The organism is Phyllobacterium sp. 0TCS1.6A (assembly GCF_026420825.1).
Taxonomy (GTDB): Bacteria; Pseudomonadota; Alphaproteobacteria; order Rhizobiales; family Rhizobiaceae; genus Phyllobacterium.
In genome coordinates this window covers 202780-229734 of record NZ_JAPMAB010000005.1, presented here as the reverse complement: position 1 = coordinate 229734, position 26955 = coordinate 202780, and the positions used below count along the sequence as shown (strand labels likewise).

Genomic DNA, 26955 nt, shown 5'->3' with positions numbered 1-26955 from the left:
ACATGTGCAAGGAAACGACATCACCATGGCAACGGCACCGACAATCGAAGAGCTGATAGCCGAAGAGGACGCCCACCAGCTTGCCGGCTTCGACTATGAACTGGCATGGCGTCTCGGCTGCGCCATTCGTGAGACGGCCGCGGCAGGGAGCTTGCCGATCGCCATTGAGATCAGCCACCACGGCACCGCCATCTTTTCCGCGCTGCTGCCCGGAGCCTCTCCCGACAACCTGGCTTGGGTGCGTCGGAAGCGGGCGGTGGTCGAACGGTTCAACCGCAGCTCGCTCTACATGCGCCTGCTCTGCGAACGCAATGGCACGGACTTCCACGCCCGCTATCGTCTTCCTGCCGCGGACTTCGCAGCCAGCGGTGGCGGGGTTCCCGTTCGCATTCGAAATGTGGGGATCGTCGGCACCGTCGCCATCAGCGGCCTGCCGGATGTGGAGGACCACGCCTTGGCCATGCGATCGCTGGAAAATCTCGCATGAAGCCGCTACCCCTTTTGCAGCGGCGGTAAGTGACTGGGACAGCCTGAAGAAAGGTTACGAACATGTACAAGTTCATGAAGGGCTCGACTCACGAGCTCGCCTCGACTGAAATCGCCATCAAGGCCATACCGGACGATCCGCGCGTGTGGGTACCTCAGGCGCCGGACGTCTTCTTCCGGCCAATGTTTCTCAACACGCTGACCGGGCAATGGTGCAACCTGCTGAAGGTGACGCGCTCGGGTATCCTGTCCCGGCATGTGCACCCAGCGCCGGTCTTCGGCATGGTGATGAAGGGCAAATGGCACTATTTCGAGCATGACTGGATGGCGGAGGAAGGTTCGTTCGTGTTCGAGCCGCCCGGCGAGATCCACACGCTGAATGTCCCCGAAGATTGCGCCGAGATGATCACCTTCTTCAATATTTCGGGCTGCATGGTTTATCTCGACAAGGACAACAAGCAGATAGGCTACGAAGACGTCTTCACCAAGATCGACATGTGTCGCGCACATTATGAAGAGGTCGGACTGGGGGCGGACTATGTCGATCAGTTCATCCGCTGACACCGCCGCGTGGGCACGCGGCTGGATGGAAGGTCGCTCGGTCCTCGTGACCGGAGGCACCGGCGGCATCGGCGGGGCCATCGCCGAATGCTTTCGTGACGCCGGGGCAATCGTTCACGCCACCGGCGTCACGGACGCCGAATGCGCCGAGGCACGAAGCAACGATCCCTCCGGCGCGATACGCTACGGCGTTCTGGATGTACGGTCCAATGATGCCACCCGGGCCTTCATCGCGACACTCGACGACCTCGACGTCGTCGTCAATTGCGCCGGCATCATCCGCCGGGGACAGGAGCGTGATCCGGAAGTCTTCGACACGGTCGTCGACATCAACCTGAACGGCACGATGCGCGTCAGCGAGGCATCGCTCGACCGGCTGGCGGCAAATAGCGGTTGCATCATCAATGTCGCCTCCATGCTGAGCTTCTTCGGTGGCGGGCTGGTACCCGGCTATTCCGCCTCCAAGGGCGGCATCGCCCAGCTCACCAAGTCCCTGGCGATCGCCTATGCCCCAAGGGGCGTGCGGGTGAACGCCATCGCACCGGGGTGGATAGCAACGCCGCTGACCAAGGCGCTACAGGACGATCCCGCACGGGCCGGGCCGATCCTGGCGCGAACGCCGATGGCACGCTGGGGCATGCCGGAAGATCTGCAGGGCCTTGCGCTCTTCCTCGCAAGTCCGCACGCTGCGTTCATCACCGGCACGGTCATCCCGGTCGACGGTGGTTACGCCGTCTCCTGAAAACAGGCCTGCCAAGGGAGGCGACGATTGATGCAAAGGAAATGAATGCCGAAAGCTTTGAGATTCGTTGCGTTGCTGACATTTCCTGGCGTTCTCGCGGCCGGTTCGGCTTCGGCCCAGGAGCAACAGGAAAGCATGATCCTGTCCGTCTCACCTAAGTTGGTCCGGTGGGCCGATGTCTACAAGGTTCGGCCGGAGCGTCCGGATGACCCCTATTATCATGTGCGCGTCATTGAACGGCAAAAGAACTGGAAGGTCTGGCAGTTCAACGAACTGGCCTCTCATATGGCCGTCACCCCGAAAGCGCTGGAAGCGAGCCGCATCGACAAGAACGCGAAAATCTACAATTACAAGGACGTGGAAATTCGCAGCGCATATCATCGCTGGCTCGATGAGCCGGCAACACGGTCCGAAGTGCCCGTTTGCGATACGGACATTCTGAGCTGCATCAAAAAACTGCCGCCAGCAACGGAATAGCGGCCCGGCAAGGCTCTCGATCAGAATCGAGCGAGGGACCCTGCCTAAATATTCAAACGATAAATGGGTCTAGATGCTGCCGCGGTGCGTGACCAATAAATCCAGGCGCCTGATCGGGGCCGCGACTTCGCCCTTCGACAGACGATCCAACAGCATTTCGCCGGCGATCCTTCCCAATTGGGCGCTATCTATCCCGACAGTCGTCAGGCCCGGCGGTATTTCAGCGGCAATATCGCTCTCGCCGAAACCGATCACACCGAAATCCTCGGGGATGGAACGCTTCCTGCGCCGCGCTTCCATCAGCGTCCCCAATGCGAGCAGATCATTCGCGCAGAAGACCGCGTCCACGCTCGCTCCGCTTTCCAGGAGTGCGGACAGGCAGCGGCGCCCGTCCGAGGGGCCGACGACCTCATCACTGAGGAATTCCCCGACGAATTCGAGCCCGAGATCCCTGCAGCCATCACGAAAACCCTTGAGGCGGAGGGCACCACGCCCTCCCCTGCGGCCGATAAAACCGACCTTTTTATATCCACCCTCGGCCAGAGCCTCTGCCGCCAGGCGTCCGGCCTCCGTATTGGAAAAGCCGACGAGCATGTCGATCGGGTCCCGCGGGAGCGCCCATGTCTCCATGATCGGAATACCGAGATTCCGAAGCGTTTCACGGTTCTGCTCAAGTTCGATGACGCCGGTGAACATGACAGCCGCAGGCTTGAGGGCCTGCAGCGACCGGATCGCCGCCGTCTCCCGGTCGTAGGAATAGGACGTCTGGCCGACCAGGAAAAGATAACCGGCCTCCTCGAGCACATTCGCGCAAGCATGAAGAGCGAGCGCGAACTGCTCGCTGAACATATTGGATGCGAAGGCCATCACCACATTGGAACGACCGCTTCTCAAGGCGCTGGCGAAAGGATTGACCCTGTATCCGGTACGTTCCACCGCTGCCTGAATCCGGGAGCGTTTTTCAGCGCTCACCTTGTCCGGGTTGCGCAGTGCCCTGGACACCGTGATGGGCGCAACGCCGGCAAGACGGGCAACATCGCCGATGCTGGCAGTTTCGAGCGAGGCACCGTCCTCGGCAAGGCCAGGGGCCGCCTTTTGCGGCCCGGCCGGAATACGCACCACCTCGTCATAGATGAAGCTGCCGGTTTCGTTAGCTGCCCCGTTGGCCATATGCGCCCTGTCTTGCCCCATCGTGCATTGCACCATCAATCGTTGATTAGTCTGCCCACCTGAATCAGGCAATCGCCGTTCTGGCTCTGCGTGTGCAGGCGTCTGGAAATCACTATGCCGGAAACTGCAAACCGCAGCTCTTCTTCAACTTCCGAAAGCTGTTCGAAATTGTGGTACCAGCCCGCGACATCGCCGGCGTCGACTTCGCTGCCGACATCCACCGCCGGTTCGAACCATCCGGTCCGTGTGGCATAGATCGCCTGGTCATGGGAATTGAGACCGAGCAACCGGGTCTTCTGCGACCGGGAACTGCTGGGCAGAAGAGGCTTCGATGTCAAACCCGAGGCATGGAGGAGGTTGTTGATCGCAAGTGCCGTGATCGACATGGTATCGGGCGTCACACTGCCGCCACCGCCGAACTCGCCGCTGATCCCGATCGCACCGGCCCTGGCCGCCGCCGCCATCGATGTCGGCGCATCGATGCCATTCCTGGCGATGAAGGCATAGGGCATGCCGAGTGCGTTGAGCAGCGACACCGCCTTGGCGTGGCGCGCTTCGTCCTCGCACTCCTCGATGAGGCCCGTCGGCAGATGCGCCATCGAGGTTCCGCCCGAATGCATATCGAAAACGATATCATAACCGGGGAAGAGTTCACGCTCGAGAAAATTCGCCATGCGGCTCGTCGGGTTGCCCTCCATGCTGCCCGGAAAGGCACGATTGAGATTGCCGCCGTCCAGCGGCGAGCAGCGGCGTGCGGACATCACTGCCGGCATGTTTGCGAATGGGATGATCGTCAACCTGCCCTTGATATCGGCTGGTTGGACGCTGTGAATAAGGCGCTTGAGGTTTATCTCTCCCTCATATTCGTCGCCGTGGTTTCCAGCCATCAGCAACACCGAGGGGCCATCACCGTTCCGGATCGTGCAGATGGGGGTCCGGACGTGAAAATATGGGGAACGATCGACGGAGAACGGCGCCGATAGCCAGCCGAACTGCTTGCCCTCGGCGTTGAAGTCGATCGAATGGAATAGTCCGGTATGCATGAAACACCTTATGGTCGCGTCGGTTTTGTCGGGCGCGTATCAATCTCAATCTGGATGGGACCCGCTGGCCGGCGGGTCCCGGACGCATTCGTATCACATATGCGGAAGGGTCTGCTCTTCCTTGAAGAACGTCATCTGCAGCTTGGCGAGATCGCCATTCATGTTATGGAAGAACAAGAAAGTATTGATCCAGTTCAGGAAATTTTGTTCGCCCTGCTTCACGCCGATATGGGCCGGCGACAAGCGGATGCGATAGGCAATGGCAACGTTCTTTCCGGGATTGTCGTCTGCCACCTTGACTGCAATCGCGCTGTTTTCGGCAAAATACTCCGCCTGTCCGGCCAGGAATGCGGCGATGGCGGATGGGGTGTCTTCAAAACGAACGAGTTCTGCCTCTGGCGCATTGTCCGTCAGCCACGTATCGAGGGTCGACCCCTTGGCAACGGCAATCTGCTTGCCCGCGAGGCCCGAGACATCTTCTATCTTCTCTCCCTTGCCGCCGAAAACGCCAAGGCTGACGGCAGCGTAAGGCTGGGAGAACATGACCTGCTGGGCGCGCTCCGGCGTCGCACCGGCAGCAGCGATGAGAACGTCGACCTTGTCGGCGAGCAGGCTTGGAACACGGCTTGCGCCGGTCAGCGGGACCATCTCAAGCTCCGCATTGAGATCCTTGGCCATCATGCGCGCCAGCTCGACATCGAGCCCGGTGTCGTTGCCTTCCGCATCCTTGTAGCCCCAAGGTGCGGCATCGAGCAGGACGCCGACGCGGAGCTTGCCATTTGATGTGATGTCGGCCAGCGTGTCAGCCAGAGCGGGCGTAGCAAGCGCCGCGGCGATGGTGGCCGCGGCAATGATGCGCTTGAACAGTTTCATGTCATTCCCCTTTTGTTGCGATTGGATTTTCTCCACCGGTTACCGTGCGTGGTGACCGATGAAACTCTTGAGTTCCGGCGTTTGCGGATTGGCGAAAAGCGTCTTGGGGTCGCCCTGCTCCCAGACGCGACCCTGGTGCATGAAGACCAGCTTCGTCGCGACATTGCGGGCAAAGTTCATCTCGTGGGTGACGAGAACCATGGTCATGCCCTGAGCTGCCATTTCCTCCATCACCTTGAGCACTTCACCGACCAGTTCCGGATCGAGTGCCGAGGTTACTTCGTCGAACAGCATCAGATGAGGCGACATTGCCAGGCAGCGGGCAATGGCGACCCGCTGCTGCTGCCCGCCCGAAAGCTGCTCCGGATATGCCTTCAGCTTGTCGGCAAGGCCGACGCGCTCGAGAACCGACAGGGCCAGTTTCCGTGCCCCCTGCTTGTCGGTCTTTCCGGTCAGGATCGGTGCAAGCGTGACGTTCTTTTCGATCGTCATATGGGGGAAGAGATTGAAGGCCTGGAAAACGATGCCAACCTTCTGTCGCATCTGTCTGAGGCCGTCCATTTTAGCGGAAACCGATTGCCCTTCGAGCAGTATCTCACCCGAATTGATCGTTTCGAGCGCATTGATACATCTCAGAAGCGTGCTCTTTCCCGATCCGCTGCGCCCGATAATGGTGACGATCTCACCTTTCTCGACATCGAGCGAAACGCCCTTGAGAACTTCCAGCGTTCCGTAGTTCTTACGAACATTCTTGATTTCAACGAGCGCCATTGAGCCGCGCCTCCAGGGTCCGGGACCAGGTGGTCAGTGGGAAACAGATGGTGAAGTAGATTGCCGCCACCAGCGTGTAGACGAGAAGCGGCTGAAAGGTCCCGGCGCTGATCATCTGCCCGGCACGGGCCAGTTCGACCAGGCCGACGACGGAAGCGAGCGAGGTGTTCTTGATAAGCTGAACCAGGAACCCGACCGTCGCCGGCAGCGCGATACGAAACGCCTGCGGAGCAATGATATGGACGAATTGCTGTAGCCAGGAAAGGCCGAGGCAGGCGCCCGCCTCCCACTGCGCCTGACGCACGGCCTGAATGCCACCGCGCCAGATGTCGCCGAGAAAGACCGCGGTATAGATCGTATACGCGGCACCGACCGCAACGACGGTTGGCACATCTTTGCCGACAAGCACCGGAATGCCGAAATAGAAGAACATCAGCAGGCCCAGGAGCGGGATGCCCTGGATGAGTTCGATCAACGCCGTGGCGACAGTGCGCAAAACCGCGGATCCGCTGGTCCGCGCCAGAGCAAGTGCGAGCCCCACGGGCACTCCAAAGGCAAGCGCGATCGCTGCCATGAGGAAAGTCCATTCGAGCGCGGTTGCGAGAAAAAGCAGGTCGGAGAAGGAGAACTGACGCATGGTCTGGACCTATCGGCGCGTTGGCCAGCGGAAGGCTGCCCGCCCGACAAGCGCGAAGGCAATCTTGGAGAGAACAACGAGAGTGAAATAGATGCCGCAAGTCAGCGCATAGACTTCAAAGCTGCGATAGGTGCGACTGTCGATAAAGCCTGCCGCATGGAACAACTCATCGGCAGAAACCTGCGAGGCGATCGAGGTGCCAAGCAACAACAGCACGAATTGCGACGTGATCGACGGATAGATGTTGCGGATTGCCGGAGGCAGTACGATCCGCGACAGAACCTGCCAGCGGGTAAGGCCGAGGCACAGACCCGCCTCGATCTGGCTGGCCGGAATGGAATTCAGTCCGGATCGCAGGATCTCGCTGGCATAGGCGCCGAAATAGATGGACAAGGCCACGATCGAAGCCTGGATCGGCGAGAACTTCAGGCCGATGGTCGGGGGGACGAAAAAGATGATGAATATCTGCAGCAATGCCGGCGTGTTGCGGATGATCTCGATATAGGTGCGTACGGCGATGCGGGCGGGTTTCGGCCCGCCGCGCAGCACGATCGCACCGATAATCCCCATGATGAGCCCGATCATCGTCGCAGAGACCGTCAGCAACAGCGTCGTCAGAACGCCATCGATGAATTGGTCCGAGTAGCGCCAGAGCGGGCGAAAATTGAAATTAGGCATCGGCCGGTCCTAGTGAAAGAAGGTTCGATAGGATCGCTCGATCCGGCCCGACGCATCGATTCCGTAGAAGACGCGCCAGCGGTCAAAGCAGGTGCAGGGATGCGAAATGCCGAACTCCATGACATCCCCGATCGCCAGCTCGGCGTCGTTCCCGAAGGTCACGAATGCGTGCTGATCATTGAGCTTGCTGACCTTGATGGATGAGGCGAGGTCAGCCTCGATCATTCGGCCATCCCGGTAAAGGCTGAGCGCCACGGGCAGATCCTGGTCGAATGACACGTCCCGCATCCCCATGCCGACGATCGCCAGCCCTGATTCCGGAACGGAAATTACCTCTGCCCAGATACGCATGGCAGGCTTGAAAGCCTTGGAGGCGATGAAGGCAAAACCATCTGGCATCAGCAGCCTGCGAGCGTCAATGGATTCGAATCCGCGCTTATAGACGCCGTGGTCGGCGAAGAATATCGCCCCGCTCCGAAGCAGCAGCGTGGCATTGCCATCGGCATCGCATACGGGGGCAAGGGCTGCGATGACGCGATCGAAATGGATAGAGCCACCGGCCGAAATGACCAGCGCGCGCTCGGGATGCTTCCGCCGGATGATGGCGAAAGTCTCGGCAACAAGATCGAACAGAGCGCCCATATTCGCATCGAGTACGTCAGACGTTGCTCCGACAACCGAGCCTTCATAGGTCGATACGCCGGCCAGCATGATTTCCGCCCCCGTCGAAAGGGTCTCGACGATCTCGGCGGCAACATCCTTCGTGCGGGCACCGGTTCGGCCGGCGCCAACTTCAACGAAGACCTTGAACGGATCGCCCGCGCGACCCGCGAAAGCCTGCACGAGATTGGCCGCCGCCTGTTCGGAATCGACGCAGCAGGCGATTTCGGCGTGCGGAAATGCGTCGGCGAGCACACGCAAACGCCGAGCGGATGCCACGCCACCGATCTGGTTGGCGATGAGGACGTTCGTCACGCCTGCTCCAAGCAGCACCTCCGCCTGGAAGAGGTCGGCGACAGTTGCGCCCCATGCTCCGGCGCCGACAAGATCGATCGCAATCTCCGGACACATCGGGGTCTTTGCATGCGGCGCCACCTTTGCCCCATAGGCAGATGCAAGCCTCAGAAAATGGTCGCGATTGCTGCGATAAGTCGCCAGATCGACAGTCAAGAGCGGCAGTAGAAGCGAACCATCCGCAGGATTGGCGCCGATGGCATTGGTTTGGGCACCACATTCCGGTCTATCGCCGGATGCCTGCCGAATGGGCGAATTGGGCTGCATTGATTCCGATGGTATCGTTGTCATTGACATTGCTGGTAACATCTGATGGTAACGTTGTCATCCGATTTTTTCAGTGCTGAGGGTAAAATCCGATGTGCGTTGCCGACCAGATCGGAAGAGCGAAGTCCATTGTGATAGCGAAAGGAACATTGACATGACCGATAGAGAACTGATCCGCTATGCCGTCGCCGATGCCCAGGCGGGCGGGCAAAGGCGCCCTTTCGCCAAAGCCGTCCGCGCTGGCGATTTCGTCTATGTTTCTGGCCAGGTCCCCACGGTTGACGGCGAAGTCATCGTCGGCAATATCGTTGCGCAAACGGAACAGGTTATCGCAAATCTCATAGACGTGCTGGCGCTTGCCGATTGCACATTGGCCGACGTCGTCAAGGTCAATGTCTGGCTCGACGACGCGCGCGATTTCTCTAGCTTTAACGCCGTGTTCCAGAAATACTTCATCGATCACCCACCGGCGCGTTCCACCGTCCAGTCTCCGATGATGGTCGACGTCAAGGTGGAAATGGACGTGATTGCCTACAAACCGCAGAGATAGCATGCAAAAGCGTGAGCGGCTTCAGCGCCTTGATAAGATCGAACCGCGGTTCCCATCGTTTCTGGGCGCCGGATAGCCCCTGCTCCTTCAGGATAGGCGCTGGTCCACCCTGACTTGGGGATCTACGCCCGCTTACGGTTGCAGCCCTGCGCATTGGGCGGTGTTCCGTATGTGGGTCTCCATCTCGAATTTGGCTTTCGCGCCATTATTCGTCGCCAGCGCCGCAATGATGCGTCGGTGCTCGGCGATCGATGCCTTCATGCGTTCCTGATCTGTCATGGGAATCGGCTGACGTTGCGTTTCTGTCACCTGGTCGCGCACCGTCTCATAGAGCGCCCGCAGCATCGCGTTCGCACAGGCCGAGACGATAATGCCGTGGAACTCGAGATCCGCGTCAACATTGGTCAGAAGATCCTGTCGGGCCCAGCAATCTTCCATGGTTCGCGTCGCCTCCTCCAGTTTTTCCAGCTGGCGTTGGGTGAGCCGGCCAGCCGAGAGCCGCGCGATTTCCCCTTCCAGCAGGATACGGGTCTGAAACACGTCGAAGACGGGATAACTGTCGGAATAACGCCAGGGTGCAATGTCGCCGGAAGCGCCGTCGGGATGACCCACGACGAACGTGCCGCGGCCGGGCTCGGTCTTGAGGAGGCCTAGCGTTTCCAAAGTGAGCAATGCTTCCCGAAGCGAGGCCCGACTAATGCCAAATTTTTGCGAAAATTCCCGTTGCGACGGAATCTTTTCCCCTGTTTTCAGGGCTCCGCTGTTGATCATCGTCTGGATTTCACGCGCCACCGATTGTGGGACAAGCGTCTTGTTCAGCATGCGCACTTTTATCCCCCGTCGGCCAGCAATAGGCCCAATCTATTTTTTCAAGGCGACTCTTGCAAATCCGAAGGAGTCGTGTTGTTCTGGCTAAACTGGTCCGACCGGTTCGACCGGAAACCAGAATTAATGAAGTCGCGTTGAAAAATCAAGGGGAACTCATGGCACGCGAATCCACATTCAAGACAACATTTCTTTCGGCTATTTTCGCCGTCGTCGGCGCGATGACTGCGGAGGCTGCCGACCTCACCGTCGGCGCCAATATCGGCAATGTCCCGTGGGAATTTCAGGATGCAGGCGGGAAGGTCGTCGGCTTCGAGGTCGATCTGGTGAACGAGGTCGCAAAGCGTCTTGGCAAGACGGTAGAATTTGTCAACACGCCGTTCAATGGCCTGTTTTCAGCCGTCCAGTCAGGCCGCATCAATATCGCGATCTCTTCGATCACCATTACCGACAAACGCCTGCAATCGGTGACATTTGCGCAGCCGTACTATGACAGCGATCAGTCGCTCACGGTCACGGCGGCTTCGGGCATAGCCGGGCTCAAGGGCATGGAGGGCAAGACCGTTGGCGTCGATACCGGCTCGACGGGCGACATGTGGGTGGAGAGTCAGAAGGACAGCCTCAAGCTTGGCGAGATTCGCCGCTTCGAGGGTCTCTCTCCATGCTCGATCTGGTTGCGGGGCGGGTGGACGGCTATATCAGCGATATTCCGGCGCTGCTGTACTACGTCAAGGACAAGCCTGACCTGAAGGTGGTTGAGCGTATTCCAACCGGTGAAAAATATTCGATGATGTTCAACAAGGGTGACCCTCTCGCCAAAGAGGTCAACGATGTCATCACGACCCTGAAGGGTGAGGGCTTCATCGCAAAGCTGCACGAGACCTGGTTCGGCGCCAAGGCAGAAGACACCACGTCCTCCGTCGTCGTGCTGGATATGCCCGTCGCCAAGTAACGTCACGCTCAGGCGGGGCGCGACTGCCTCGCCGGGTCACCCGGAGCCGGATCGGCATGAATCTGATTAACACCTTCTTCAATGTCGGGGTCCTGCTCGACAGCCTGCCCCAACTGCTATGGGGGCTGGTCGTAACTCTCCAGATTGGCATCACCAGCATTCTATGCGGCCTCGCCGCCGGCCTGTTTCTCGCCGTTGCGCGGCTCTATGTGCCGGCTCTCGGCCAGGTTCTCATTCGCATCTATGTCGACATCTTCCGGTCGATACCACTGCTGGTTCTGCTGATTATCGTCTATTATGCGCTGCCCTTCGTGGGCATACGCCTGTCACCGTTTCTGTCGGCGGTGACCGCCCTCAGCCTGGTTTCGGCCGCCTACACCGCAGAGATATTCCGCGCCGGCATCGAGGCAATTCCGCACGGGCAGTTTGAGGCATCTGCCGCGCTTGGCCTCTCCAACCGACATACGATGGTCGATGTCATTCTGCCGCAGGCAATCCGCATCGTTATCCCACCGCTCACCAACAATTGCATTAACGTGCTCAAGGACACCGCCCTCGCCTCCGTCGTCGCTATGCCGGACCTCCTTAAACAGGCAACGCAGGCCCAGGCGCTGGCAGCCAATCCCACCCCGCTCATTGGGGCTGCGATCTTATACGTGATGCTGCTCTGGCCCATGGTCACAATTGTCGCGAAACTCGAGAAGCATTTCAGCCGGGGGAAACGATGATGGCCGCCCTGATTTCCATTCGCGGGCTTAAGAAGGCCTTCGGTGACTATACCGTACTGCACGGCATCGATCTCGATATCGCAGAAGGAGAGGTAGTTTGCGTCATCGGGCCATCCGGTTCCGGCAAATCGACGCTAATTCGCTGTATCAACCGCCTTGAACCCTTTGATCCAGATAGCACCATCACGGTGGACGGCATCAAGGTCGAGCAGGGTGTCGCCCTTGCCAAAGTCCGGGCCGAGGTTGGCATGGTGTTTCAGTCGTTCAATCTCTTCCCGCATATGACGGTGCTGAGCAACGTGATGCTGGCGCCAATGCGCGTACGTGGAACGATGCCGGCAGCCGCGGAGCAAAAAGCACGTGACCTGCTCGCGCGTGTTGGCATTTCCGAGCAGGCGGAGAAGTTCCCGGCTCAATTGTCCGGCGGCCAGCAGCAGCGCGTTGCAATCGCCCGCGCCCTGGCCATGGAGCCGAAAGTGCTCCTGTTCGACGAACCGACATCTGCGCTCGACCCGGAGATGGTCGATGTCATGCGCACGCTGGCGGGTAGCGGTGTGACCATGGTGGTAGTGACCCACGAAATGGGCTTTGCCCGGCAAGTTGCTGACCGGGTTATCTTCATGGACGGTGGGCGTATCGTCGAAGAGGGACCGCCCGCACAGATTTTCGACACGCCCCGGCAAGAACGGACACGCGGCTTTTTGCGCGCCGTTCTCAATCATTGAAAAACAGGCAGATCAAAGGATATCATCATGACCAATGCACAATTGGACCTCGACTTTGTGCGCAGCCAGTTTCCCGGTCTTGATCGCGGCTGGACCTTCTTCGACAACGCCGGCGGATCGCAGATCCTCAAAGGGGCATTGGAGCGCATAAACACGTTCTTGATAGGGAAGAACGTGCAGATCGGCGGTTCCTACGCCGTTTCCCAGGATGCGGCCAAGGCGCTTCATGAGGCGCGTATGGCGGCCATGTATCTCGTCAACGCGCACCGGCCGGAAGAAATCGTGTTCGGCAACTCCACGACGGCACTTCTACAGAATCTCGCGCGTGCAATGGCAAGCCAACTGGCACCGGGGGACGAAATCGTCGTGACGGTCAGCGATCACGAATCCAACATCGGGCCATGGGATAGGCTGCAGGCTGCGGGCGTAATTCTCAAGATCTGGCCGTTAAATGTGCAGACGCTGGCACTGGATATCGCCGATCTTGAGCCCCTGCTCAGCGAGCGGACCAAAATGGTCTGCATCACCCATGCGTCGAACATTCTTGGCTCGATCAATCCGATCCGTAAGATCGCCGACTTTGTCCACGCGCGCGGCATCAAACTGTGCGTCGATGCCGTGGCCTATGCGCCGCACAGGGCAATTGACGTCCAGGCTTTTGACGCTGACTACTATGTCTTCAGCCTCTACAAGACGTTCGGCCCGCACTACGCTGTAATGTATGGCAGATACGACTTGCTGCTGCAGCTCGACACTCTCTATCACTACTTCTACGGCAAGGATAAAGTGCCCGGCAAGCTCGAACCCGGAAACCCGAACTACGAACTGGCCTATTCGACCTGCGGTATTGTCGATTATCTGTGCGAGCTCGGCTCCCGCCTCGGGAAAACTGGCGGCACTCGCGAGAAGATCGAAGGCGCCTTCGAAGCGATCACGCGGCAGGAAGATGCGCTCACAGAAAGGCTGCTCTCCTATCTGCGATCACGCAACGACTGTCGGATAATTGGGCAGCCGTTCAACCGCGATAGCCAGCGCGTGGCAACCATTTCGTTCCGCTTCGACGGGCGTGATGCAGCTGAAATCTGCAAAGCGATCGATGAAGAGAAGATCGCCGTTCGGTTCGGCGATTTCCACTCCCGCCGTCTCGCCGAATACCTGGATATTACAGATCGGGGCGGCGTGCTGCGCGTTTCGATGGTGCACTATAACACCCTCGAGGAGGTAGACCGTCTGACCGCTGCGCTGGATCGCATCCTGTCTACCGGCGACGGGACAAATACGGAACTCCATCGTGCCGGATGAGAAGCCGCTACATTGAGGCCGGCTCAATTCATCCGTTTAGAACGCCTGCAGCGTCAAGTGCGTCAGCAAGCGCGGCCCTCTCGGCGGGATCGAGCACCGCTATGGGTATTCTCGACGTGACAGACTGGAGCCGGCCGAGAATCTGAAGGCAAGTCTTGATCCTCAGAGCCGCGAGATGACCCGGCGCACCGTAGATCGTACGCCCGAGACGGTAAAGCCGGTCGTGAATCTGGCGGCCGGTCGAAAGATCTCCCCGGATGACGGCTCGATCGAGTTCAACGATCATCTCGGGAACCACCGCTGCAAGGCTGACAAGGCTCCCTTCGCTTCCGATCGCAAAGCAGGGAAAGAGGTGCTCGTCGCCCGATGCCATGACAGCGACATCCGGCCGCAACTGCCGGGAAAGCCTTCGTGTGGCGTCATAGGCGGCGGTTTCCCAGCTTCCTTCCTTTATTCCCACGACGCTCTCGATTTCCAGCAGTCGCGCCAAAACCCTCTCGGAGAACGCCGTCTTGCCGGCACTGACCGAACCCTGGAACAGGAACAGCGGCAGACCACTTGCCTGCGCAACCGCGCGATGATGCTCCACCACCAGACGCTCGTCGGCGCCAAGCGCCCATGAAAATGGTGGAAACACCATCACCGCGTCGGCCCCGGCGCGGGCGGCATCCGCAGCCATTGCAGCAGCGATGTCGGTGCGCTCGCAATTGATCCCGGCAACGACCAGGCTGTCGCCGCACACCGCCTTCGCCGTTTCGATGACGAGCACACTCTCGGCCCGGTCGAGCGCCAGATTTTCGCCGGCATGGCCATTGACGAGCAGACCTCGCATCCCATCCGTGCCGGATACGAACGCCAGGTGCGCTGCGAGTTGGTCCGTGTCAATCTCACCGTCGCCGATCATCGGGCATATGGTCGAGGCAAACACGCCACCGAACGCGTGGCTTCGTTCCGCTGTCTGCACCATGGCGCTTCCTGTACTTTCCTGGCATTGGATGTCCGGCATGTCAGTTGCCCACATATTCGCTGACACCGCGCGAGATAATCTGACCATGGCCCGGTTCTCCAAGCACCTGTCCATCGCGGTAGACGAGTTTGCCACGGACAAAGGTAGCAACCGGCCAGCCCTTGACCTCGAAACCTTCCCACGGGGTGTAGTCTGCGCCGTGATGCAGGATCTCCTGTCGCAGCGTCTCCTTGCGGTTCGGATCCCAAAGGCAAATGTCGGCGTCAAAACCAATGCCGATCGAGCCCTTGCGCGGATAGAGCCCATACATGCGTGCATGGTTGGTCGCCGACAGAGCAACGAAAGCCTGTGGCGTGATCCGCCCTTTCGATATGCCTTCCGAAAACAGGATGGGCAGCCGCGTCTCTACACCGGGTATGCCATTCGGCACCCAGCGGAACGAGGACCGGGCCTTGGGATTGAGCTTGCCTTGCGGTGAATCGTATCGAAAGGGGCAATGATCCGATGAAAATGTCTGGAACACGCCCTGCGACAGGCCTTCCCAGATCGCCTTCTGGCTCATCACATCGCGAGGTGGCGGCGAGCACACATATTTGGCGCCCTCCATATCGAGCCCATCGAGGTCTTCCGCGGTAAGCGTAATGTATTGCGGGCAGGTCTCGGCATAGACCTTGAGACCCCGCTGCTGTGCCCAACGAACCTGTTCCATGGCCTCGGCGCCCGAGACATGGACGATCATGATCGGGACATCGACCAGTTGTGCATGGCTGATCGCGCGATGCGCAGCTTCGCGCTCGACGACTTCAGGGCGCGAGACGGCATGGTAGAACGGCGCAACCTTGCCCTCCTGTTCCAGGCGTTCGGCCAGGAAGCGGATGGTATCGTAGCCCTCGCAATGGACCATGACGAGTGCTTTCTCGCGTCGCGCAACGTCGAAGACGGCCAGCAGTTCGCGATCGTTGAGCACGAGGTCGTCATAGGTCATGAAGACCTTGAACGAGGTATATCCATCTTTGACCAGTGCCGGCAGTTCCTGGCCGAGCACCGCTGGCGTCGGATCGGAAATGATGAGATGAAAACTCGTATCGACGAAACACTGGTTCTCCGCCAGCTTGCGGTAGTCCTCGACAGATTGCCGCAGCGACTGGCCGCGCTTCTGCAGCGCGAAGGACATGACGGTGGAATTGCCCCCTGCCGCCGCCGAGGCGGTCGCGGAAGCGAAGTCATCCGCCATAACGATATCGGGCCCGGAATCCTGGGCGATATGCACGTGACTGTCGATGCCCCCGGGCATGACCCAGAGGCCTTCGGCATCGATCTCCTGCCGCGCACCGGTGATCTCGTTCGAGATGGCGACGATCCGGCCATCGGCAATACCGACGTCGCCCCTGTACATGTCGCTCGCAGTGACGATCGTCCCGCCGCGGATCGCAAGATCCAATTCGCTCATGGCACACTCCCCGTTGTCTATCCAGTTTACTCAGATGCGTTCGAAGGCAATCGATTGGGCGCCTTCCCACAAAACCTTGGTTCCGATGTTGATCAGGCGTTCCTGCCCTTCAATGATCGTCAGAAAGTGGTTGCCGGCGAGCTGCCCCGCCATGCTGGCGAAATTGACCCGGCCATAGGCCAGCAGAATTTCCGTTTCACTGACGCCGCCGGGATAAAGAATGATTTCACCGGGCGACGGATAGCTCGTGGCGTTCTCGAAGGGAACATCGAAATTCATGTCGCCCAGCGGCATCCAGACCCCCTGCCCGCTCCAGCGCACATGAATGACGCGTTCGGCAAACGGCAATCGGGACAGGAAACTCCCGCAAGTGGCGGGCGCCTTTTCCATTTCCAGCCGGGCGGGAAACACCTCTCCGGCAATGGTGATCTTCAATTCGGTCAAGATATTCTTCCTTGTTCCAACAGATGTCGGGTCGCTCTGGCGCAGTCGGTCGCTGCGTCGGTCAGCAGGTTGATTTCGTTGGTTGCGACGATCAATCCGGCGCCGAGCGAGATGGCATGCGAGGACAGCAACGCGGCCGGCACGCCCATGACCCCGAACTCCTTGCCTCCCCTTGAGGCGGCCGCAGCCACCCGCGCAAAAGCGCCGATGACCTCCGGGTGCGTGAGATCGGCGGTATGGCCGAGGGACTGGGCAAGATCCTGCGAACCAATGATCAGTCCGTCCAGGCCATCGATTGCGCCAATGTCCTCGACGTCCGCCAGCGCCTGCGCGCTTTCGATCATTGCGTAAATCCTGAACTCGCGCTCGCAAGCCTCGATCAGATCCGTTGCCGGTATCGGCCGGAAAGACGCTGCGATCACCGGGCTCGGCAGCGACCGGTTGCCTTTCGGCGGAAACCTCAGCCTGTCGACGATCGCTCGCGCCTCGGCCAGACTATCGACATGCGGGACGATGATGGCCTGGGCGCCGCAATCTGCGGCCCGCGTGAGGTGGTCGGAAGATCCCTTCGGCACCCGCACATGAACGGGAAAACCAGACATGCGGCCCGTAACGCAAAGGGTCGCCACCTCGCCGAGAGACATGGCGCCATGTTCCATGTCGGCGACCAGGAAATCGAAGCCCGCCTCGCGGGCAACCGCCAGGATCTCAACGCTTCGAAACACGCAGGCGGCCATGCCGAGCGCTACACTCATCTGCTTTTCCCCGTCAAATGCTTCATTGCAAGAATGCGGACGCAGCCCGCCATTAGTGGATGATCTGATCAAGGAAATGACGGGCCCGTTCGCTCTGCGGCGCGGTGAAGAACTGTTCCGGCGGCGCCTGTTCGATGATGCGTCCCTTGTCCATGAACACGACACGGTCGGCGACCTCGCGGGCAAAGCCCATTTCATGCGTCACACAGATCATCGTCATGCCGTCACCCACAAGGGCCTTCATCGTTTCCAGCACTTCCTTGACCATTTCAGGATCGAGGGCCGAGGTGGGCTCGTCGAACAGCATGACCTTCGGCTGCATGCACAGGGCGCGGGCGATAGCCACGCGCTGCTGCTGGCCACCGGAGAGCTGTGCGGGAAACTTGCCGGCCTGGTCCGCGATGTGAACGCGCTCGAGCAGCGCGTGTGCACGAAGCTCGGCATCCTTGCGAGACAGACCATGCGCCGACATCGGCGCAAGAACGCAGTTTTCCAGAATGGTCATGTGCGGAAACAGATTGAAGCTTTGGAAGACCATTCCTGTCTCGCGCCGCACCCGATCAATCGAACGGGCGTCATGCTGCAGTTCGATACCATTGACGAAAATCAGGCCGTCATCATGCTTCTCGATGTGATTGATACAGCGGATCAGCGTGGATTTTCCGGAGCCGGAGGGTCCGCATATGACGATACGCTCGCCCTTTTCCACCGTCAGGTCCACTTCCGTCAGCGCGGTAAAATCACCATAGCGCTTGTAGACGGCTTCCATGCGCAAGGCGTAGCGGTCGGTTATCACCGGGCTTTCGGGTCGAGTAACGGAGTTCATCGCAAACCTGCCTTTCTGAAAGTCAGCGCCGTTTGGCGGGAGTGGATTTGGCATTACGGTCGAGCGACCGTCCGAAATGATGTTCCAGGCGCTGCTGCACCAGATCCCAAATAGAAACCAGGAGCAGGTAGTAGACGGCAGCCGCGGCATAGACTTCGAGGATCTGGAAATTCTCCTGCATCAGCATATCGCTACGCCGCATGATCTCCTCGACCGAGATGACGGAAGCCAGCGATGTTGCTTTCAGCAGTGAATTGACCGAATTGCCGAACGGCGGAATCATCAGTCGAAACGCCTGAGGCAGCATCACGCGCCAGAAGATCGTGCGCCGCGGAACGCTGAGTGCCCAGGCAGCCTCACGCTGTCCCTGCGGCACCGACATGAAGCCGCTGCGAATGATTTCAGCGAGATACGACGCCTCGTGCAGGATAAGCCCCACCAGAGCCGAGCCGGTGACGCCGAGCTTGATGCCAAGCTGCGGCAGACCGGTGTAGATGACGACCAGCTGGATCAGAAGCGGTGTGCCCCGGAAGAACCAGATGTAGAAACGCGCAAAGCCGTAGAGCAACAAGTTCGGCGACATTCGCATCAGTGCGATAATCATGCCCAATATCAGGCCGCCGACGACACCGGCCAGGGCCAGTCCGATGGTGACGCGGACGCCACCCAATAGGAAATAGTTGAAGAGGTAGTCGACAAATGCCGCCGGATCAAAATAGCGCATGTACAGCTCCTGTAGGGCACGCGGCACGAAAGTTCGATGCCGTTGAAGGCCTCAAATCCGCGCGTCTCGCGGTGGTTGATTACCGGGACGCGCGGGAGCGGATTGCGATCAAGTCGGACCGGGGCCGGCGATCTCGACCGGCTCGTCGTCGTTGAGCGGCGTCAATCCGAACTTGTCGAAAAGCGCCTTGTAGCTGCCGTCGGCCCGCATTTCGGTCGTGGCCTTGACGACAGCTTCGGCCACGGCCTTGTTGCGGAAGGACATTGCCGTGCGGGCCGCACCGAGGCCGGACAACACTTCCTTCACCCTTCCCTTGCTCACCAGATCGCGCGCCACACTGTCCACCAACAGCGCATTGTCCGTCTGCCCCGCAAGCAGGGCGCTGACAACATTGGTGGCGGTCGGGAACGTGCGCATTTCAACCGCCGTCGTGCCCTTGGCGACACTTTCGTCGCTGAACTTCTTGAGCCAGTTCATCTGGTAGGTGCTGACTTCGACTGCCGAGGACTTGCCAAGCAGTTCCTCGGGGCTGGAATAGGTGGTGGCGCTATCCGGTGCGACGACCACGGAGACCGACTGGCGACCATTCGGAACCAGATACATCAGCTTGGAACGTTCCTCGGTCCAGAACATGCCGGTGTTCATCCCGTCGATGCGGCCGGCGGCCATGCCCGGGATCATCGCCGGGAAGTCCATCCGGACGAGTTCGACCGGCATGCAGAGGCGTTTCGACAGCTCGGCCGCCATCTCGACATTAAGGCCCTGCAGCTTGCCATCCTTGTCGACGAACTGCTGCGGCGGATTGGTCGGGTTGATCGATAGCTGCAGCTTGCCTTTTTCGACAAGGTTTTCATCGCTGATGACCGGCGCAGTACAGGCTGCGTTGGCGGCGACTGGTGAAAGTAACAGGGCGGCGAAGGCACTTGCCAGCATTAGGGATTTCATCATGTTCTATCTCCGGAGTTGTGAAACCTTGAATTCAGGTCTTTTCTTGTTTTTATTCCTTGTTCCGTGGCCACTCTCCCCAAGTGGCAACGGCCTAAGCACGTGGCACCCGCCGCTCAGTCGATCGAACGAAGCTGGATGCGGGTAAAGTTCCTGACATGAGGCTCAAAGGGACCGAAGCCCTTGACCCTGAGAAATTCGGGGGTCTCGAAGGCCCACCGGCCTGCCACTTGGTAGACTGCAGCGTAACGAGGCCCGTCCCCGACGGATATATAGCGCTTGGCGGATAGCCAGCCGGGACAGGCGAGCAAATCCGGGAAATGCGTCTCGACATACCAGTTGTTGAATGCAACCTCGTGTTCAGGATCGATATCGACCCGCACGATATGGGTGAAAGCCTCCTCGTCCGTCATCGTCATCTCGTCAGCACACGCGTATGTCGCCGGCCCTGCGGGCGGCTTCCACGACAGTTGCGATATTTGCAGCGATATCCACCTCGGTCGGCATCATCGGCGGCCTCGGCGCGGCATTCTGGATCACCCCCAGTGCTTTGAGACCGGCCTTCATGCGGGTATGCATGTCGATCAACGGCGACGGTCCGTAGATGGCGCGAACGATCGGGTAGAGCCGTTCGTTGACTGCCCGCATCGAGGCAAGGTCGCCGGCAGCGCTTGCCTGCCACAATTCAGCGAAAAGGTGCGGCGCGAGGCTGCCGAGGCCCGAGAGAATCCCGTCGGCGCCGACAGCCATCTGCGGCAGGAACCAGTTATAGTTCGATGCAAGGACCGACACATCCGGGCTTGCCTTTTTCACGGCCCGCCAGTTCTCGTCATAGGCAAGCATCGTGTCGCTGCCTTCCTTGATGGCGATCACGCCCTCGATCGCCGCCAGTTCACACAGCGTTTCGGTCGAATAGCCGTAGCCGGAAGCAACGGGATACTGAAACAGCGAGACCGGTATGCCGATCGCTTCGGAAACCGCGCGTACATAGGCAACCGGTGCCCGCGAAGTGGCTGAAGCGCCGCCGCCGAGCGGACCCGGCGGGAACAGGACGGCACAATCTGCCCCGGCGTCCTCGGCCATCTTCGCCTCTGCGATCGCTTCGGCGGTGGAGGTCGCAATGATACCGGCCAGGAGCGGCTTATGCGGAATATGTGCACGGGTGCGCTCCACCACCTCACGGCGCTCGGCAACGGTCAGCAGGCCGCCTTCGCCAGCGTGGCCATTGACGAGTGCGGCGGTCACCCCGTCCGGCGCCACGCAATAGTCGAGCACGTATGAATAATCGTCCCAATCGATCGAAAAATCTTCGCGATAGGGCAGAAGCGTCGCGACAGTCAGGCCTTTCAGATCCGGTATCTTCATCATCGTCCTCATGCTGCTTCTCAGGCCCCCGTTTTCTTGCGGGGGAATTTCAGCGTTGCTTCGGCTTTCAGCACTTCCAGCCCCTCGGTGTTGCGGGCACTCGCCTGCCAGATGATCGTGCGGTTCTCCTCCCGTTTCTCGGCGATCCAGACCTCGAAGGTGATGGTGTCGCCATAGACCACGGGCCCCGTAAACCAGAAGCGATCTTCGATGGAGATACCGACCACGCCGACAAGTTCGCTCGTCAATATGCTGGTGCAGAGGCCCGCGACCATGATGCCGGGCGCCAGGCGTTTGCCGAAGCGGGTTGCGCCCGCATAGACCTCGTCGACATGAACGGGACCGAAATCACCGGTCGCCGCGATATAGAGCGCACCATCGGCCTCGGTGATCGTCTTGGATATCGCTGTCCTGTCTCCGACATTCAGGTCGTCGAAGGATTTGAAATCGTACATCGGCTCAACCCCTGGCCGCGAAGGGAACGAGGCGTGCAGCGCCGGAGATGATTTCCTCACCGGTTCCGCTGTTGATACAGGAGACCTTGCAGATGGCGTCGTCGCCCTCGATCGCGGCAATCTCAGCACTTGCCTGCACGGACTGGCCGATGATGACGGGAGCGAGGAAAGACAGTTCAATGGAGCCAATGCGACGATCGGGGCCACCGAGACGGTTGAGGCAGGTGGTTGCAAGAGCGCTGACGGCAAGCTCGAAGGATACCATGCCCATGGCGCCCGCCTTTTCTGCAGCGCGCGCATCGACATAAAGCGGGCCGAGATTGCCGCTGATACCGGTGAACATTGCCTGTTCGGCGACCGTCATCGTCTTTCGGAAGGAGAAGGTCGCACCGACCGTCAGGGGAGATTGCGTCGTCATCAGAAGTCTTCCTTAGAGATTGAGGCCGTTCTTGATCGTGCTGCGGGCAATCAGCATGCGATGAATTTCGGACGTTCCGTCATAGATGCGCGTGACGCGTGCATCGCGATACATCCGCTCCAGGGGCAGTTCCTTGGTAAAGCCCATCCCGCCGAACACCTGGATGGCGCGGTCGACGACACGGCCCTGCATTTCGGATGCCGCAACCTTGATCATCGACACCTTGTCGCGTGGCTCCATGCCCTGATCGATTTCCCATGCGGCGTTGAGCACCATCATCTTGACGCCAAATATCTCGATGGCGCTGTCTGCAATCAGCTTCTGCACCATCTGGAAATCGCCTATCGCCTGGCCGAACTGCCTGCGCTCGCTGGCATAGGTACGCATCATTTCGAGCGCACGGGTCGCCATACCGACAGCGCGGGCGCCGATATGCGCAAGTCGAATTTCGAGGACGCTCTTCATGATCAGTCTAAAGCCGTTTCCGACCTCGCCGAGCACGGCGGATGCTGGAATGCGGCAGTTCTCGAAAGCGAGTTCCGCATGACCGTAGCCCCTATGCCCCATCATCGGCTGGGTGCGGGCGACCTTGAAGCCGGCCGAGCCCTTGTCGACCAGGAAAAGCGTGATGCCGCCGCGAGCCCGCTTTTCCTTGTCCGTCAGCGCCATGACGATCACATAGTCGGCAATATCGCCATCGCTGATGAAATGCTTGGTGCCATTGAGCACCCATTCATCGCCATCGAGCTCCGCCGTCGTGCTGATCGAGGCCGCATCCGACCCCGCGCCCGGCTCGGTGATCGCCATGGCGCAAATCTTGTCGCCCCGCACGGTCGGCAGAAGATATTTCTCGCGCTGATCGCCCTCGCAGGCCAGCAACATCGGATATACCTGCCCGAACACGCGGCGGATCAAGGCATCCGAGGTCTTGCCGAACTCTTCTTCGACCAGGCAATGATCGATGCAGGAAAGGCCGCCGCCACCGACATCTTCCGGCATGTTCATCGCATAAAGGCCGAGCTGCTGCGCCTTGGCTTTGACGCGTGCCAGCTTCTCGGGCGGAATGCGGGCGTCGTGTTCCGTCGCTTCCTCAAGCGGCTGAACCTCGGTCTCAACGAATTTGCGGACAGTATCGACCAGCAGCCGGCTATCGTCCGTCAGCGAAAAGTTTATCATCTTGTCTTCCAATCGGCCCGAAGGCGTTATCCCTGATGTGATCGACCCGTTTCGGCCTGTCCGATCACACCCATTTCGATCAGCCTGTCCTGCCTCTCGGCCGACATGCCCAGTTCCGTCATGATCTCCCGACTGTCCGTTCCGGCATAAAGCGGCATGCGCCGCATCGCTGGCGCCGCCCCCCCGTCATAGCGCAGGGGATGGTTGATCAGTGTCGCCGTCTTGCCGTTGACCTCGATCTCGCCGAAAACGCCCATATGCCTTGCCTGCGGATCGTCCAACAGATCCTCGTAGGACTGCACGCGCTCAAACCAGACACCGTGGCTATTGAACAGGCTCTCGACATCGGCAAAACAGAGCGGTGCAAGGATCTCGGCCAGGACCGCCGCATAACGGTCCCGCTCGGCATAGCGGTCGATCGAGCGCAACTGCCGCAATATGTCGCTGTCAAGCGCATCGGCAAGCTTCGTGGCATCGTTCATCGACAGCACGATGCGCGCATCGGAAAGCGTGTAGAGCCCGTAAGGCGCATCATGATACCAGCTGCCGCAATTGCGACCGCGCTTGAGCTTGCTCGCCCGATCAGGCGCTGCATAATATTTGGTCAGCGCTTCCACCTGAAGGTCGATCGCAGCCGCAAACAGGCTCGATTCCACTCTGGCTCCCTCGCCTGTCTGCAGCCGGCGCACATAGGCGCCGAGCACGCCCATGGCGAGCAGCGAGCCGCCATGCTGGTCGATTACGGCAGCGCCAACGACCGAGGGACCTTCCTCCCCGCCGCCGGTTGCCGCTACCAGTCCCGAACGCGCCTGCATCAGCAGATCCTGGCCCGGCCGCCTGGCTGCCGGCCCGGTTGCCCCAAGCCCGGAGGCAGACGCATAGATGATCGTCGGATTGAAGGCGCGCACCGCCTCGTAGCCAAGACCCAACCTATCGAGCACCCCGGGCCGGTAGTTCTCCACCAGCACGTCGGCGTCCGCGATCAATGCGCGTGCGATCGCCAGGCCTTCTTCGGATTTCAGGTCGATGGCGATCGACCGCTTGTTGCGGTTTACCGCCAGTGAAAAGGCACTGACATCGGTAACCCAGGAATTGCCTCCGGACCAGTGCCGCTCGAAGGCGCCTTTGAGCGGCTCGACCTTGATGACATCGGCCCCCATATCGGCAAGGTACTGGCAGCAGGCCGGTCCCTGCAGATAGTGGCAGAAACTGATGACCTTCATCCCGATCTTCATCGACCCCGCCATCATTGCACTCCGACGGCGGATGCCGCGAAAAGCGCCTCGATCTCGGCGTCGCTGTAGCCTGCCTCGCCAAGGACCTCGCGGGTCTGGGCGCCGAGGCGCTGCGGCACAAGCTTGATTTCGGGAGACTTGCCGTCATAGCGGGCCGGGTGCATGACCATCGTCACGTTCTGGCCGTAAGCGCCTTCGACGGTCTTGAAGGCTTGCATGTGCTCAAGCTGCGGGTCGGCCCGCAGGTCTTCATAGTCCTGAACCGGCGCATGCCAGATCTTGCCGGCCTCGAGCCCGGGCAGCCAGTCTGAAGTCGCCTTTTCCTTGAGCGTGTCAGCGACGAGACGGGTAATCTCCTCGCGACGGGCGAAACTGTCGGCATCCGTGAAAGCTTCGAGCGCCTTTATGCCGAGCGCCGCAGCAAGCGCCCTGGGCGCCGCCATCGACAGGGCGAGATGACCGTCGGCTGTCGCGTGGATGCCATAGGGACCGGGGGAAAACCACGACGCTATGCCGGAAGGACCGCGCGAAGTGGGTGACGCGGCACCATTCAGCCAGGCCGTCAGCGGCTCGACCTGCAAGTCGATTGCCGCGAGGTAGAGATTCACCTCGACAAGTCGGCCAGCTCCTGTCTTCGCCTTGGCAAACAGAGCGGCCAGGATCGCCATCGCATAGAGCGAGGCTGCGTGCTGGTCGACGATCACGGCCCCCACGGGCGTCGGCGCTCCATCTGCCCGGCCGGTACGAGCAGCTAGACCGGACATCGCCTGCAGGAGCAGGTCCTGGCCCGGCCGGTCGCGATAAGGACCGTCGCCGCCGAAACCCGTCGCGACCGCATATATGATGCCGGGATTGATGGCTTTCAGCACTTCGTAACCGAGACCGAGCTTTTCCATCGTGCCGGGCCGAAAATTCTCCATCACCACGTCGGCCGTCGCAACCAGCTTCTTCACGGCCGCGAGCCCTTGCGGGTTCTTCAGGTCGACTGCAATGCTGCGCTTGTTGCGGCCAGTCGCCAGATGATTGACGCTGTCTCCTTCGACGAAACGGTTGGCAACAGCCCAATTGCGCTGGAAAGCGCCCTCGATAGGCTCCACGGCGATGACATCCGCCCCCAGATCGGCAAGCGTCTGGGCAGCGAGCGGACCTGCCAGGAAGTGATTGAAGCTGAGGATCTTAACGCCGCTCAAGAGAGTCATCGACACACGCACGCCTTCTAGCTCTGACTATTTTTTACTCAGAGGCAAGCGGTGCCGCCGAATGAGGCAATTATAGGAGCGCGAATTCATACATGACAATATCGACGTCAATTATATTATTCATTGAATTCATATTCTCGTTGAATATATTTCATTGAAATAGCTGCCTTTTTCGAGGATCGCGTTGCGATGAACTTACGTCAATTGGAAATTCTGGCGGCTGTGGTGCGGACCCACTCGACCATCGCGGCGGCGCAGGATCTCGGAATGTCCCAGCCGGCCGTCTCCAATTCCATCAAGAGCGCCGAAGCCTCGCTCGGGTTCCTTCTGTTCGAGAGGGTCAATAATCGCCTCATACCGACGCCCGAGGCGCAGGTTCTGCTCGCCGATGCAGAACATCTCTTCCTGATGCGCGATGCAGTGATGCAGACAGCCAGTTACCTGAAGGCGGGGCGCAAGGGGAGCATCCGGGTGGCGGCGACCGCCGAACTTTCGGAATCGCTCATGCCCCAGTTGATATCGCGGTTTCTGCAGAATCACCTCGGTGTCGATGTCTCGCTCGAGACGCACCGCTTGGACACGGTCCTCAACTATGTAGAGACAGGCGTATCGGATATCGGCTTCGCCATGGAGCCCTATCCACGACCGACCCTGGACCAGACCCCGCTCGCCACGCTCGACATGGTCTGTGCGTTCTCCGCAAAGAGCGAACTGGGCAGGCTGCAGTTCGTCACGCCCGTCGATATCGACCAGATGCCGATGCTGAAGGCCGGCTCAGGCAGCCGCATCAACAAACTGATCGAGGAGGCCTTTCAGAAAAGCCGCGTGGCTTTCAACCCCAGCGTCGACGTCCGCTTCATGAACGTGGCCGGTTACTGCGTCGAGCAGGGCGTCGGCGTCGCCATCATCGATGAATTGACCGCGTCCTGCCGGCCTCACACTGCAATGCGCACCCTGCCATTTCGACCGCGCGTCCAGATCACCCTCGCCGCTGTCAGCTCCAATTCGCGTCCTCAACAACGACTGGTAAAATCATTGGTGAAATACGCGCGAGAGGAGATATCGCAGCGCCTGCGACAAGTGTCAAAAGAACGCTCCTTGAAGGGAACGTAGCTCACATTTCCCCATCGCCTTTGAAAACTTGGCCCTTGTAGTCATGTCGAACCTCTTCAGCGGCGTCGGCCTGAATTGCGAG

The 26955-nt window shown here is 59.9% G+C and carries 31 protein-coding genes and 1 pseudogene; 10 read left to right on the top strand and 22 right to left on the bottom strand.

Annotation, left to right across the window (positions count from 1 at the left end; genetic code table 11):
• Positions 1 to 25: 25 nt before the first annotated feature.
• The 4 genes from OSJ75_RS13425 to OSJ75_RS13410 all read left to right on the top strand — a co-directional run bounded on the left by OSJ75_RS13425 (position 26) and on the right by OSJ75_RS13410 (position 2266).
• The gene (locus OSJ75_RS13425; RefSeq protein WP_267228423.1) at positions 26 to 487 is read left to right on the top strand and encodes a heme-degrading domain-containing protein; all 462 of its coding nucleotides are present in this window, start codon (positions 26 to 28) and stop codon (positions 485 to 487) included.
• 62 nt (positions 488 to 549) lie between these two features.
• The gene (locus OSJ75_RS13420) at positions 550 to 1047 is read left to right on the top strand and encodes a 2,4'-dihydroxyacetophenone dioxygenase family protein (RefSeq protein WP_267228422.1); all 498 of its coding nucleotides are present in this window, start codon (positions 550 to 552) and stop codon (positions 1045 to 1047) included.
• Positions 1025 to 1789, top strand: coding sequence for an SDR family NAD(P)-dependent oxidoreductase (locus tag OSJ75_RS13415; protein WP_267228421.1), 765 nt, complete (start codon positions 1025 to 1027; stop codon positions 1787 to 1789). The genes OSJ75_RS13420 and OSJ75_RS13415 overlap by 23 nt, the downstream gene beginning before the upstream one ends.
• Before the next feature lie 45 nt (positions 1790 to 1834).
• Positions 1835 to 2266, top strand: coding sequence for a DUF5086 domain-containing protein (locus OSJ75_RS13410; protein ID WP_267228420.1), 432 nt, complete (start codon positions 1835 to 1837; stop codon positions 2264 to 2266).
• A 69-nt stretch (positions 2267 to 2335) separates the two neighbouring features.
• On the opposite strand, the gene OSJ75_RS13405 is transcribed toward OSJ75_RS13410, so the two are convergent.
• The 7 genes from OSJ75_RS13405 to OSJ75_RS13375 all read right to left on the bottom strand — a co-directional run bounded on the left by OSJ75_RS13405 (position 2336) and on the right by OSJ75_RS13375 (position 8743).
• Entirely contained in the window at positions 2336 to 3457 is a 1122-nt protein-coding gene (locus OSJ75_RS13405) for a LacI family DNA-binding transcriptional regulator (RefSeq protein ID WP_267228419.1), read from the bottom strand.
• A 14-nt stretch (positions 3458 to 3471) separates the two neighbouring features.
• A complete protein-coding gene (locus OSJ75_RS13400) occupies positions 3472 to 4479 on the bottom strand; it encodes a succinylglutamate desuccinylase/aspartoacylase family protein (protein ID WP_267228418.1) in 1008 nt (335 codons plus the stop codon).
• 93 nt (positions 4480 to 4572) lie between these two features.
• Positions 4573 to 5352, bottom strand: coding sequence for a transporter substrate-binding domain-containing protein (locus tag OSJ75_RS13395; protein WP_250015007.1), 780 nt, complete (start codon positions 5350 to 5352; stop codon positions 4573 to 4575).
• A gap of 39 nt (positions 5353 to 5391) precedes the next feature.
• Positions 5392 to 6123, bottom strand: a complete 732-nt coding sequence (locus OSJ75_RS13390; protein WP_267228417.1) for an amino acid ABC transporter ATP-binding protein — start codon at positions 6121 to 6123, stop codon at positions 5392 to 5394.
• Positions 6110 to 6760 (bottom strand): amino acid ABC transporter permease, encoded by a 651-nt coding sequence (locus tag OSJ75_RS13385; RefSeq protein ID WP_250015012.1) that lies wholly within the window; start codon positions 6758 to 6760, stop codon positions 6110 to 6112. The genes OSJ75_RS13390 and OSJ75_RS13385 overlap by 14 nt, the downstream gene beginning before the upstream one ends.
• 9 nt (positions 6761 to 6769) lie before the next feature.
• On the bottom strand, positions 6770 to 7438 hold the full coding sequence (locus OSJ75_RS13380; RefSeq protein ID WP_267228416.1) for an amino acid ABC transporter permease: 669 nt from the start codon (positions 7436 to 7438) through the stop codon (positions 6770 to 6772).
• 9 nt (positions 7439 to 7447) lie between these two features.
• Entirely contained in the window at positions 7448 to 8743 is a 1296-nt protein-coding gene (locus OSJ75_RS13375; RefSeq protein WP_267228415.1) for an amino acid deaminase, read from the bottom strand.
• 130 nt (positions 8744 to 8873) lie between these two features.
• Between OSJ75_RS13375 and OSJ75_RS13370 the strand changes: the two genes are divergently transcribed.
• Positions 8874 to 9269, top strand: a complete 396-nt coding sequence (locus OSJ75_RS13370; RefSeq protein ID WP_267228414.1) for a RidA family protein — start codon at positions 8874 to 8876, stop codon at positions 9267 to 9269.
• Positions 9270 to 9401: 132 nt separating this feature from the next.
• On the opposite strand, the gene OSJ75_RS13365 is transcribed toward OSJ75_RS13370, so the two are convergent.
• Positions 9402 to 10091: a FadR/GntR family transcriptional regulator gene (locus OSJ75_RS13365; RefSeq protein WP_267228413.1), complete on the bottom strand. Its 690-nt coding sequence runs from the start codon at positions 10089 to 10091 to the stop codon at positions 9402 to 9404.
• Between the two features lie 161 nt (positions 10092 to 10252).
• Here OSJ75_RS13365 and OSJ75_RS13360 point away from each other — a divergent pair.
• From OSJ75_RS13360 to OSJ75_RS13345, 4 genes and pseudogenes are all read left to right on the top strand, one after another.
• A pseudogene (locus OSJ75_RS13360) lies at positions 10253 to 11046 on the top strand (ABC transporter substrate-binding protein).
• 56 nt (positions 11047 to 11102) lie between these two features.
• The gene (locus OSJ75_RS13355) at positions 11103 to 11774 is read left to right on the top strand and encodes an amino acid ABC transporter permease (protein ID WP_267228412.1); all 672 of its coding nucleotides are present in this window, start codon (positions 11103 to 11105) and stop codon (positions 11772 to 11774) included.
• Positions 11774 to 12499 (top strand): amino acid ABC transporter ATP-binding protein, encoded by a 726-nt coding sequence (locus OSJ75_RS13350; protein ID WP_323748401.1) that lies wholly within the window; start codon positions 11774 to 11776, stop codon positions 12497 to 12499. Before OSJ75_RS13355 ends, OSJ75_RS13350 begins: the two co-directional genes overlap by 1 nt.
• A 24-nt stretch (positions 12500 to 12523) precedes the next feature.
• Positions 12524 to 13801 carry a cysteine desulfurase-like protein gene (locus OSJ75_RS13345; RefSeq protein WP_267228467.1) on the top strand — a complete coding sequence of 426 codons (1278 nt, stop codon included), beginning with the start codon at positions 12524 to 12526 and terminating at the stop codon, positions 13799 to 13801.
• 28 nt (positions 13802 to 13829) lie between these two features.
• On the opposite strand, the gene OSJ75_RS13340 is transcribed toward OSJ75_RS13345, so the two are convergent.
• The 14 genes from OSJ75_RS13340 to OSJ75_RS13275 all read right to left on the bottom strand — a co-directional run bounded on the left by OSJ75_RS13340 (position 13830) and on the right by OSJ75_RS13275 (position 25760).
• Positions 13830 to 14768: a dihydrodipicolinate synthase family protein gene (locus OSJ75_RS13340; protein WP_267228411.1), complete on the bottom strand. Its 939-nt coding sequence runs from the start codon at positions 14766 to 14768 to the stop codon at positions 13830 to 13832.
• A gap of 40 nt (positions 14769 to 14808) precedes the next feature.
• The gene (gene hydA, locus OSJ75_RS13335) at positions 14809 to 16218 is read right to left on the bottom strand and encodes a dihydropyrimidinase (protein WP_267228410.1); all 1410 of its coding nucleotides are present in this window, start codon (positions 16216 to 16218) and stop codon (positions 14809 to 14811) included.
• 30 nt (positions 16219 to 16248) lie between these two features.
• On the bottom strand, positions 16249 to 16662 hold the full coding sequence (locus OSJ75_RS13330; protein WP_256473325.1) for a DUF3830 family protein: 414 nt from the start codon (positions 16660 to 16662) through the stop codon (positions 16249 to 16251).
• Complete coding sequence (locus OSJ75_RS13325; protein WP_267228409.1) at positions 16659 to 17417, bottom strand: HpcH/HpaI aldolase family protein; 759 nt, start codon at positions 17415 to 17417, stop codon at positions 16659 to 16661. Before OSJ75_RS13325 ends, OSJ75_RS13330 begins: the two co-directional genes overlap by 4 nt.
• Before the next feature lie 52 nt (positions 17418 to 17469).
• Positions 17470 to 18243: an amino acid ABC transporter ATP-binding protein gene (locus tag OSJ75_RS13320; protein WP_250015033.1), complete on the bottom strand. Its 774-nt coding sequence runs from the start codon at positions 18241 to 18243 to the stop codon at positions 17470 to 17472.
• Positions 18244 to 18265: 22 nt separating this feature from the next.
• The gene (locus tag OSJ75_RS13315; RefSeq protein WP_250015035.1) at positions 18266 to 18967 is read right to left on the bottom strand and encodes an amino acid ABC transporter permease; all 702 of its coding nucleotides are present in this window, start codon (positions 18965 to 18967) and stop codon (positions 18266 to 18268) included.
• Between the two features lie 108 nt (positions 18968 to 19075).
• On the bottom strand, positions 19076 to 19915 hold the full coding sequence (locus OSJ75_RS13310; RefSeq protein ID WP_267228407.1) for an ABC transporter substrate-binding protein: 840 nt from the start codon (positions 19913 to 19915) through the stop codon (positions 19076 to 19078).
• Between the two features lie 113 nt (positions 19916 to 20028).
• On the bottom strand, positions 20029 to 20325 hold the full coding sequence (locus tag OSJ75_RS13305) for a DUF4286 family protein (protein ID WP_250015040.1): 297 nt from the start codon (positions 20323 to 20325) through the stop codon (positions 20029 to 20031).
• Positions 20326 to 20335: 10 nt separating this feature from the next.
• A complete protein-coding gene (locus OSJ75_RS13300; protein ID WP_267228405.1) occupies positions 20336 to 21280 on the bottom strand; it encodes a dihydrodipicolinate synthase family protein in 945 nt (314 codons plus the stop codon).
• A gap of 17 nt (positions 21281 to 21297) precedes the next feature.
• Complete coding sequence (locus OSJ75_RS13295; RefSeq protein WP_250015044.1) at positions 21298 to 21732, bottom strand: MaoC family dehydratase; 435 nt, start codon at positions 21730 to 21732, stop codon at positions 21298 to 21300.
• 4 nt (positions 21733 to 21736) lie between these two features.
• Entirely contained in the window at positions 21737 to 22150 is a 414-nt protein-coding gene (locus tag OSJ75_RS13290) for a MaoC/PaaZ C-terminal domain-containing protein (protein WP_250015046.1), read from the bottom strand.
• 12 nt (positions 22151 to 22162) lie between these two features.
• Positions 22163 to 23326 (bottom strand): acyl-CoA dehydrogenase family protein, encoded by a 1164-nt coding sequence (locus tag OSJ75_RS13285; RefSeq protein WP_267228404.1) that lies wholly within the window; start codon positions 23324 to 23326, stop codon positions 22163 to 22165.
• A gap of 26 nt (positions 23327 to 23352) precedes the next feature.
• Positions 23353 to 24573 (bottom strand): CaiB/BaiF CoA transferase family protein, encoded by a 1221-nt coding sequence (locus OSJ75_RS13280; protein ID WP_267228403.1) that lies wholly within the window; start codon positions 24571 to 24573, stop codon positions 23353 to 23355.
• Entirely contained in the window at positions 24573 to 25760 is a 1188-nt protein-coding gene (locus OSJ75_RS13275) for a CaiB/BaiF CoA transferase family protein (RefSeq protein WP_267228402.1), read from the bottom strand. Before OSJ75_RS13275 ends, OSJ75_RS13280 begins: the two co-directional genes overlap by 1 nt.
• Positions 25761 to 25949: 189 nt before the next feature.
• Here OSJ75_RS13275 and OSJ75_RS13270 point away from each other — a divergent pair, with 189 nt between their 5' ends.
• Positions 25950 to 26873 carry a LysR family transcriptional regulator gene (locus OSJ75_RS13270; protein WP_267228401.1) on the top strand — a complete coding sequence of 308 codons (924 nt, stop codon included), beginning with the start codon at positions 25950 to 25952 and terminating at the stop codon, positions 26871 to 26873.
• The last annotated feature ends 82 nt before the right edge of the window (positions 26874 to 26955 follow it).

Bases quoted from the DNA above. Each gene is read 5' to 3' on its own strand.
- hydA (WP_267228410.1), bottom strand. From the start codon at position 16,218: ATGAGCGAATTGGATCTTGCGATCCGCGGCGGGACGATCGTCACTGCG.
- OSJ75_RS13270 (WP_267228401.1), top strand. From the start codon at position 25,950: ATGAACTTACGTCAATTGGAAATTCTGGCGGCTGTGGTGCGGACCCAC.
- OSJ75_RS13340 (WP_267228411.1), bottom strand. From the start codon at position 14,768: ATGGTGCAGACAGCGGAACGAAGCCACGCGTTCGGTGGCGTGTTTGCC.
- OSJ75_RS13280 (WP_267228403.1), bottom strand. From the start codon at position 24,573: ATGGCGGGGTCGATGAAGATCGGGATGAAGGTCATCAGTTTCTGCCAC.
- OSJ75_RS13320 (WP_250015033.1), bottom strand. From the start codon at position 18,243: ATGAACTCCGTTACTCGACCCGAAAGCCCGGTGATAACCGACCGCTAC.
- OSJ75_RS13380 (WP_267228416.1), bottom strand. From the start codon at position 7,438: ATGCCTAATTTCAATTTTCGCCCGCTCTGGCGCTACTCGGACCAATTC.
- OSJ75_RS13310 (WP_267228407.1), bottom strand. From the start codon at position 19,915: ATGATGAAATCCCTAATGCTGGCAAGTGCCTTCGCCGCCCTGTTACTT.
- OSJ75_RS13295 (WP_250015044.1), bottom strand. From the start codon at position 21,732: ATGTACGATTTCAAATCCTTCGACGACCTGAATGTCGGAGACAGGACA.
- OSJ75_RS13420 (WP_267228422.1), top strand. From the start codon at position 550: ATGTACAAGTTCATGAAGGGCTCGACTCACGAGCTCGCCTCGACTGAA.
- OSJ75_RS13375 (WP_267228415.1), bottom strand. From the start codon at position 8,743: ATGACAACGATACCATCGGAATCAATGCAGCCCAATTCGCCCATTCGG.
- OSJ75_RS13405 (WP_267228419.1), bottom strand. From the start codon at position 3,457: ATGGGGCAAGACAGGGCGCATATGGCCAACGGGGCAGCTAACGAAACC.
- OSJ75_RS13370 (WP_267228414.1), top strand. From the start codon at position 8,874: ATGACCGATAGAGAACTGATCCGCTATGCCGTCGCCGATGCCCAGGCG.
- OSJ75_RS13275 (WP_267228402.1), bottom strand. From the start codon at position 25,760: ATGACTCTCTTGAGCGGCGTTAAGATCCTCAGCTTCAATCACTTCCTG.
- OSJ75_RS13285 (WP_267228404.1), bottom strand. From the start codon at position 23,326: ATGATAAACTTTTCGCTGACGGACGATAGCCGGCTGCTGGTCGATACT.
- OSJ75_RS13355 (WP_267228412.1), top strand. From the start codon at position 11,103: ATGAATCTGATTAACACCTTCTTCAATGTCGGGGTCCTGCTCGACAGC.
- OSJ75_RS13395 (WP_250015007.1), bottom strand. From the start codon at position 5,352: ATGAAACTGTTCAAGCGCATCATTGCCGCGGCCACCATCGCCGCGGCG.
- OSJ75_RS13290 (WP_250015046.1), bottom strand. From the start codon at position 22,150: ATGACGACGCAATCTCCCCTGACGGTCGGTGCGACCTTCTCCTTCCGA.
- OSJ75_RS13400 (WP_267228418.1), bottom strand. From the start codon at position 4,479: ATGCATACCGGACTATTCCATTCGATCGACTTCAACGCCGAGGGCAAG.
- OSJ75_RS13315 (WP_250015035.1), bottom strand. From the start codon at position 18,967: ATGCGCTATTTTGATCCGGCGGCATTTGTCGACTACCTCTTCAACTAT.
- OSJ75_RS13410 (WP_267228420.1), top strand. From the start codon at position 1,835: ATGCCGAAAGCTTTGAGATTCGTTGCGTTGCTGACATTTCCTGGCGTT.
- OSJ75_RS13300 (WP_267228405.1), bottom strand. From the start codon at position 21,280: ATGATGAAGATACCGGATCTGAAAGGCCTGACTGTCGCGACGCTTCTG.
- OSJ75_RS13415 (WP_267228421.1), top strand. From the start codon at position 1,025: ATGTCGATCAGTTCATCCGCTGACACCGCCGCGTGGGCACGCGGCTGG.
- OSJ75_RS13365 (WP_267228413.1), bottom strand. From the start codon at position 10,091: ATGCTGAACAAGACGCTTGTCCCACAATCGGTGGCGCGTGAAATCCAG.
- OSJ75_RS13350 (WP_323748401.1), top strand. From the start codon at position 11,774: ATGGCCGCCCTGATTTCCATTCGCGGGCTTAAGAAGGCCTTCGGTGAC.
- OSJ75_RS13390 (WP_267228417.1), bottom strand. From the start codon at position 6,123: ATGGCGCTCGTTGAAATCAAGAATGTTCGTAAGAACTACGGAACGCTG.
- OSJ75_RS13425 (WP_267228423.1), top strand. From the start codon at position 26: ATGGCAACGGCACCGACAATCGAAGAGCTGATAGCCGAAGAGGACGCC.
- OSJ75_RS13305 (WP_250015040.1), bottom strand. From the start codon at position 20,325: ATGACGGACGAGGAGGCTTTCACCCATATCGTGCGGGTCGATATCGAT.
- OSJ75_RS13385 (WP_250015012.1), bottom strand. From the start codon at position 6,760: ATGCGTCAGTTCTCCTTCTCCGACCTGCTTTTTCTCGCAACCGCGCTC.
- OSJ75_RS13325 (WP_267228409.1), bottom strand. From the start codon at position 17,417: ATGAGTGTAGCGCTCGGCATGGCCGCCTGCGTGTTTCGAAGCGTTGAG.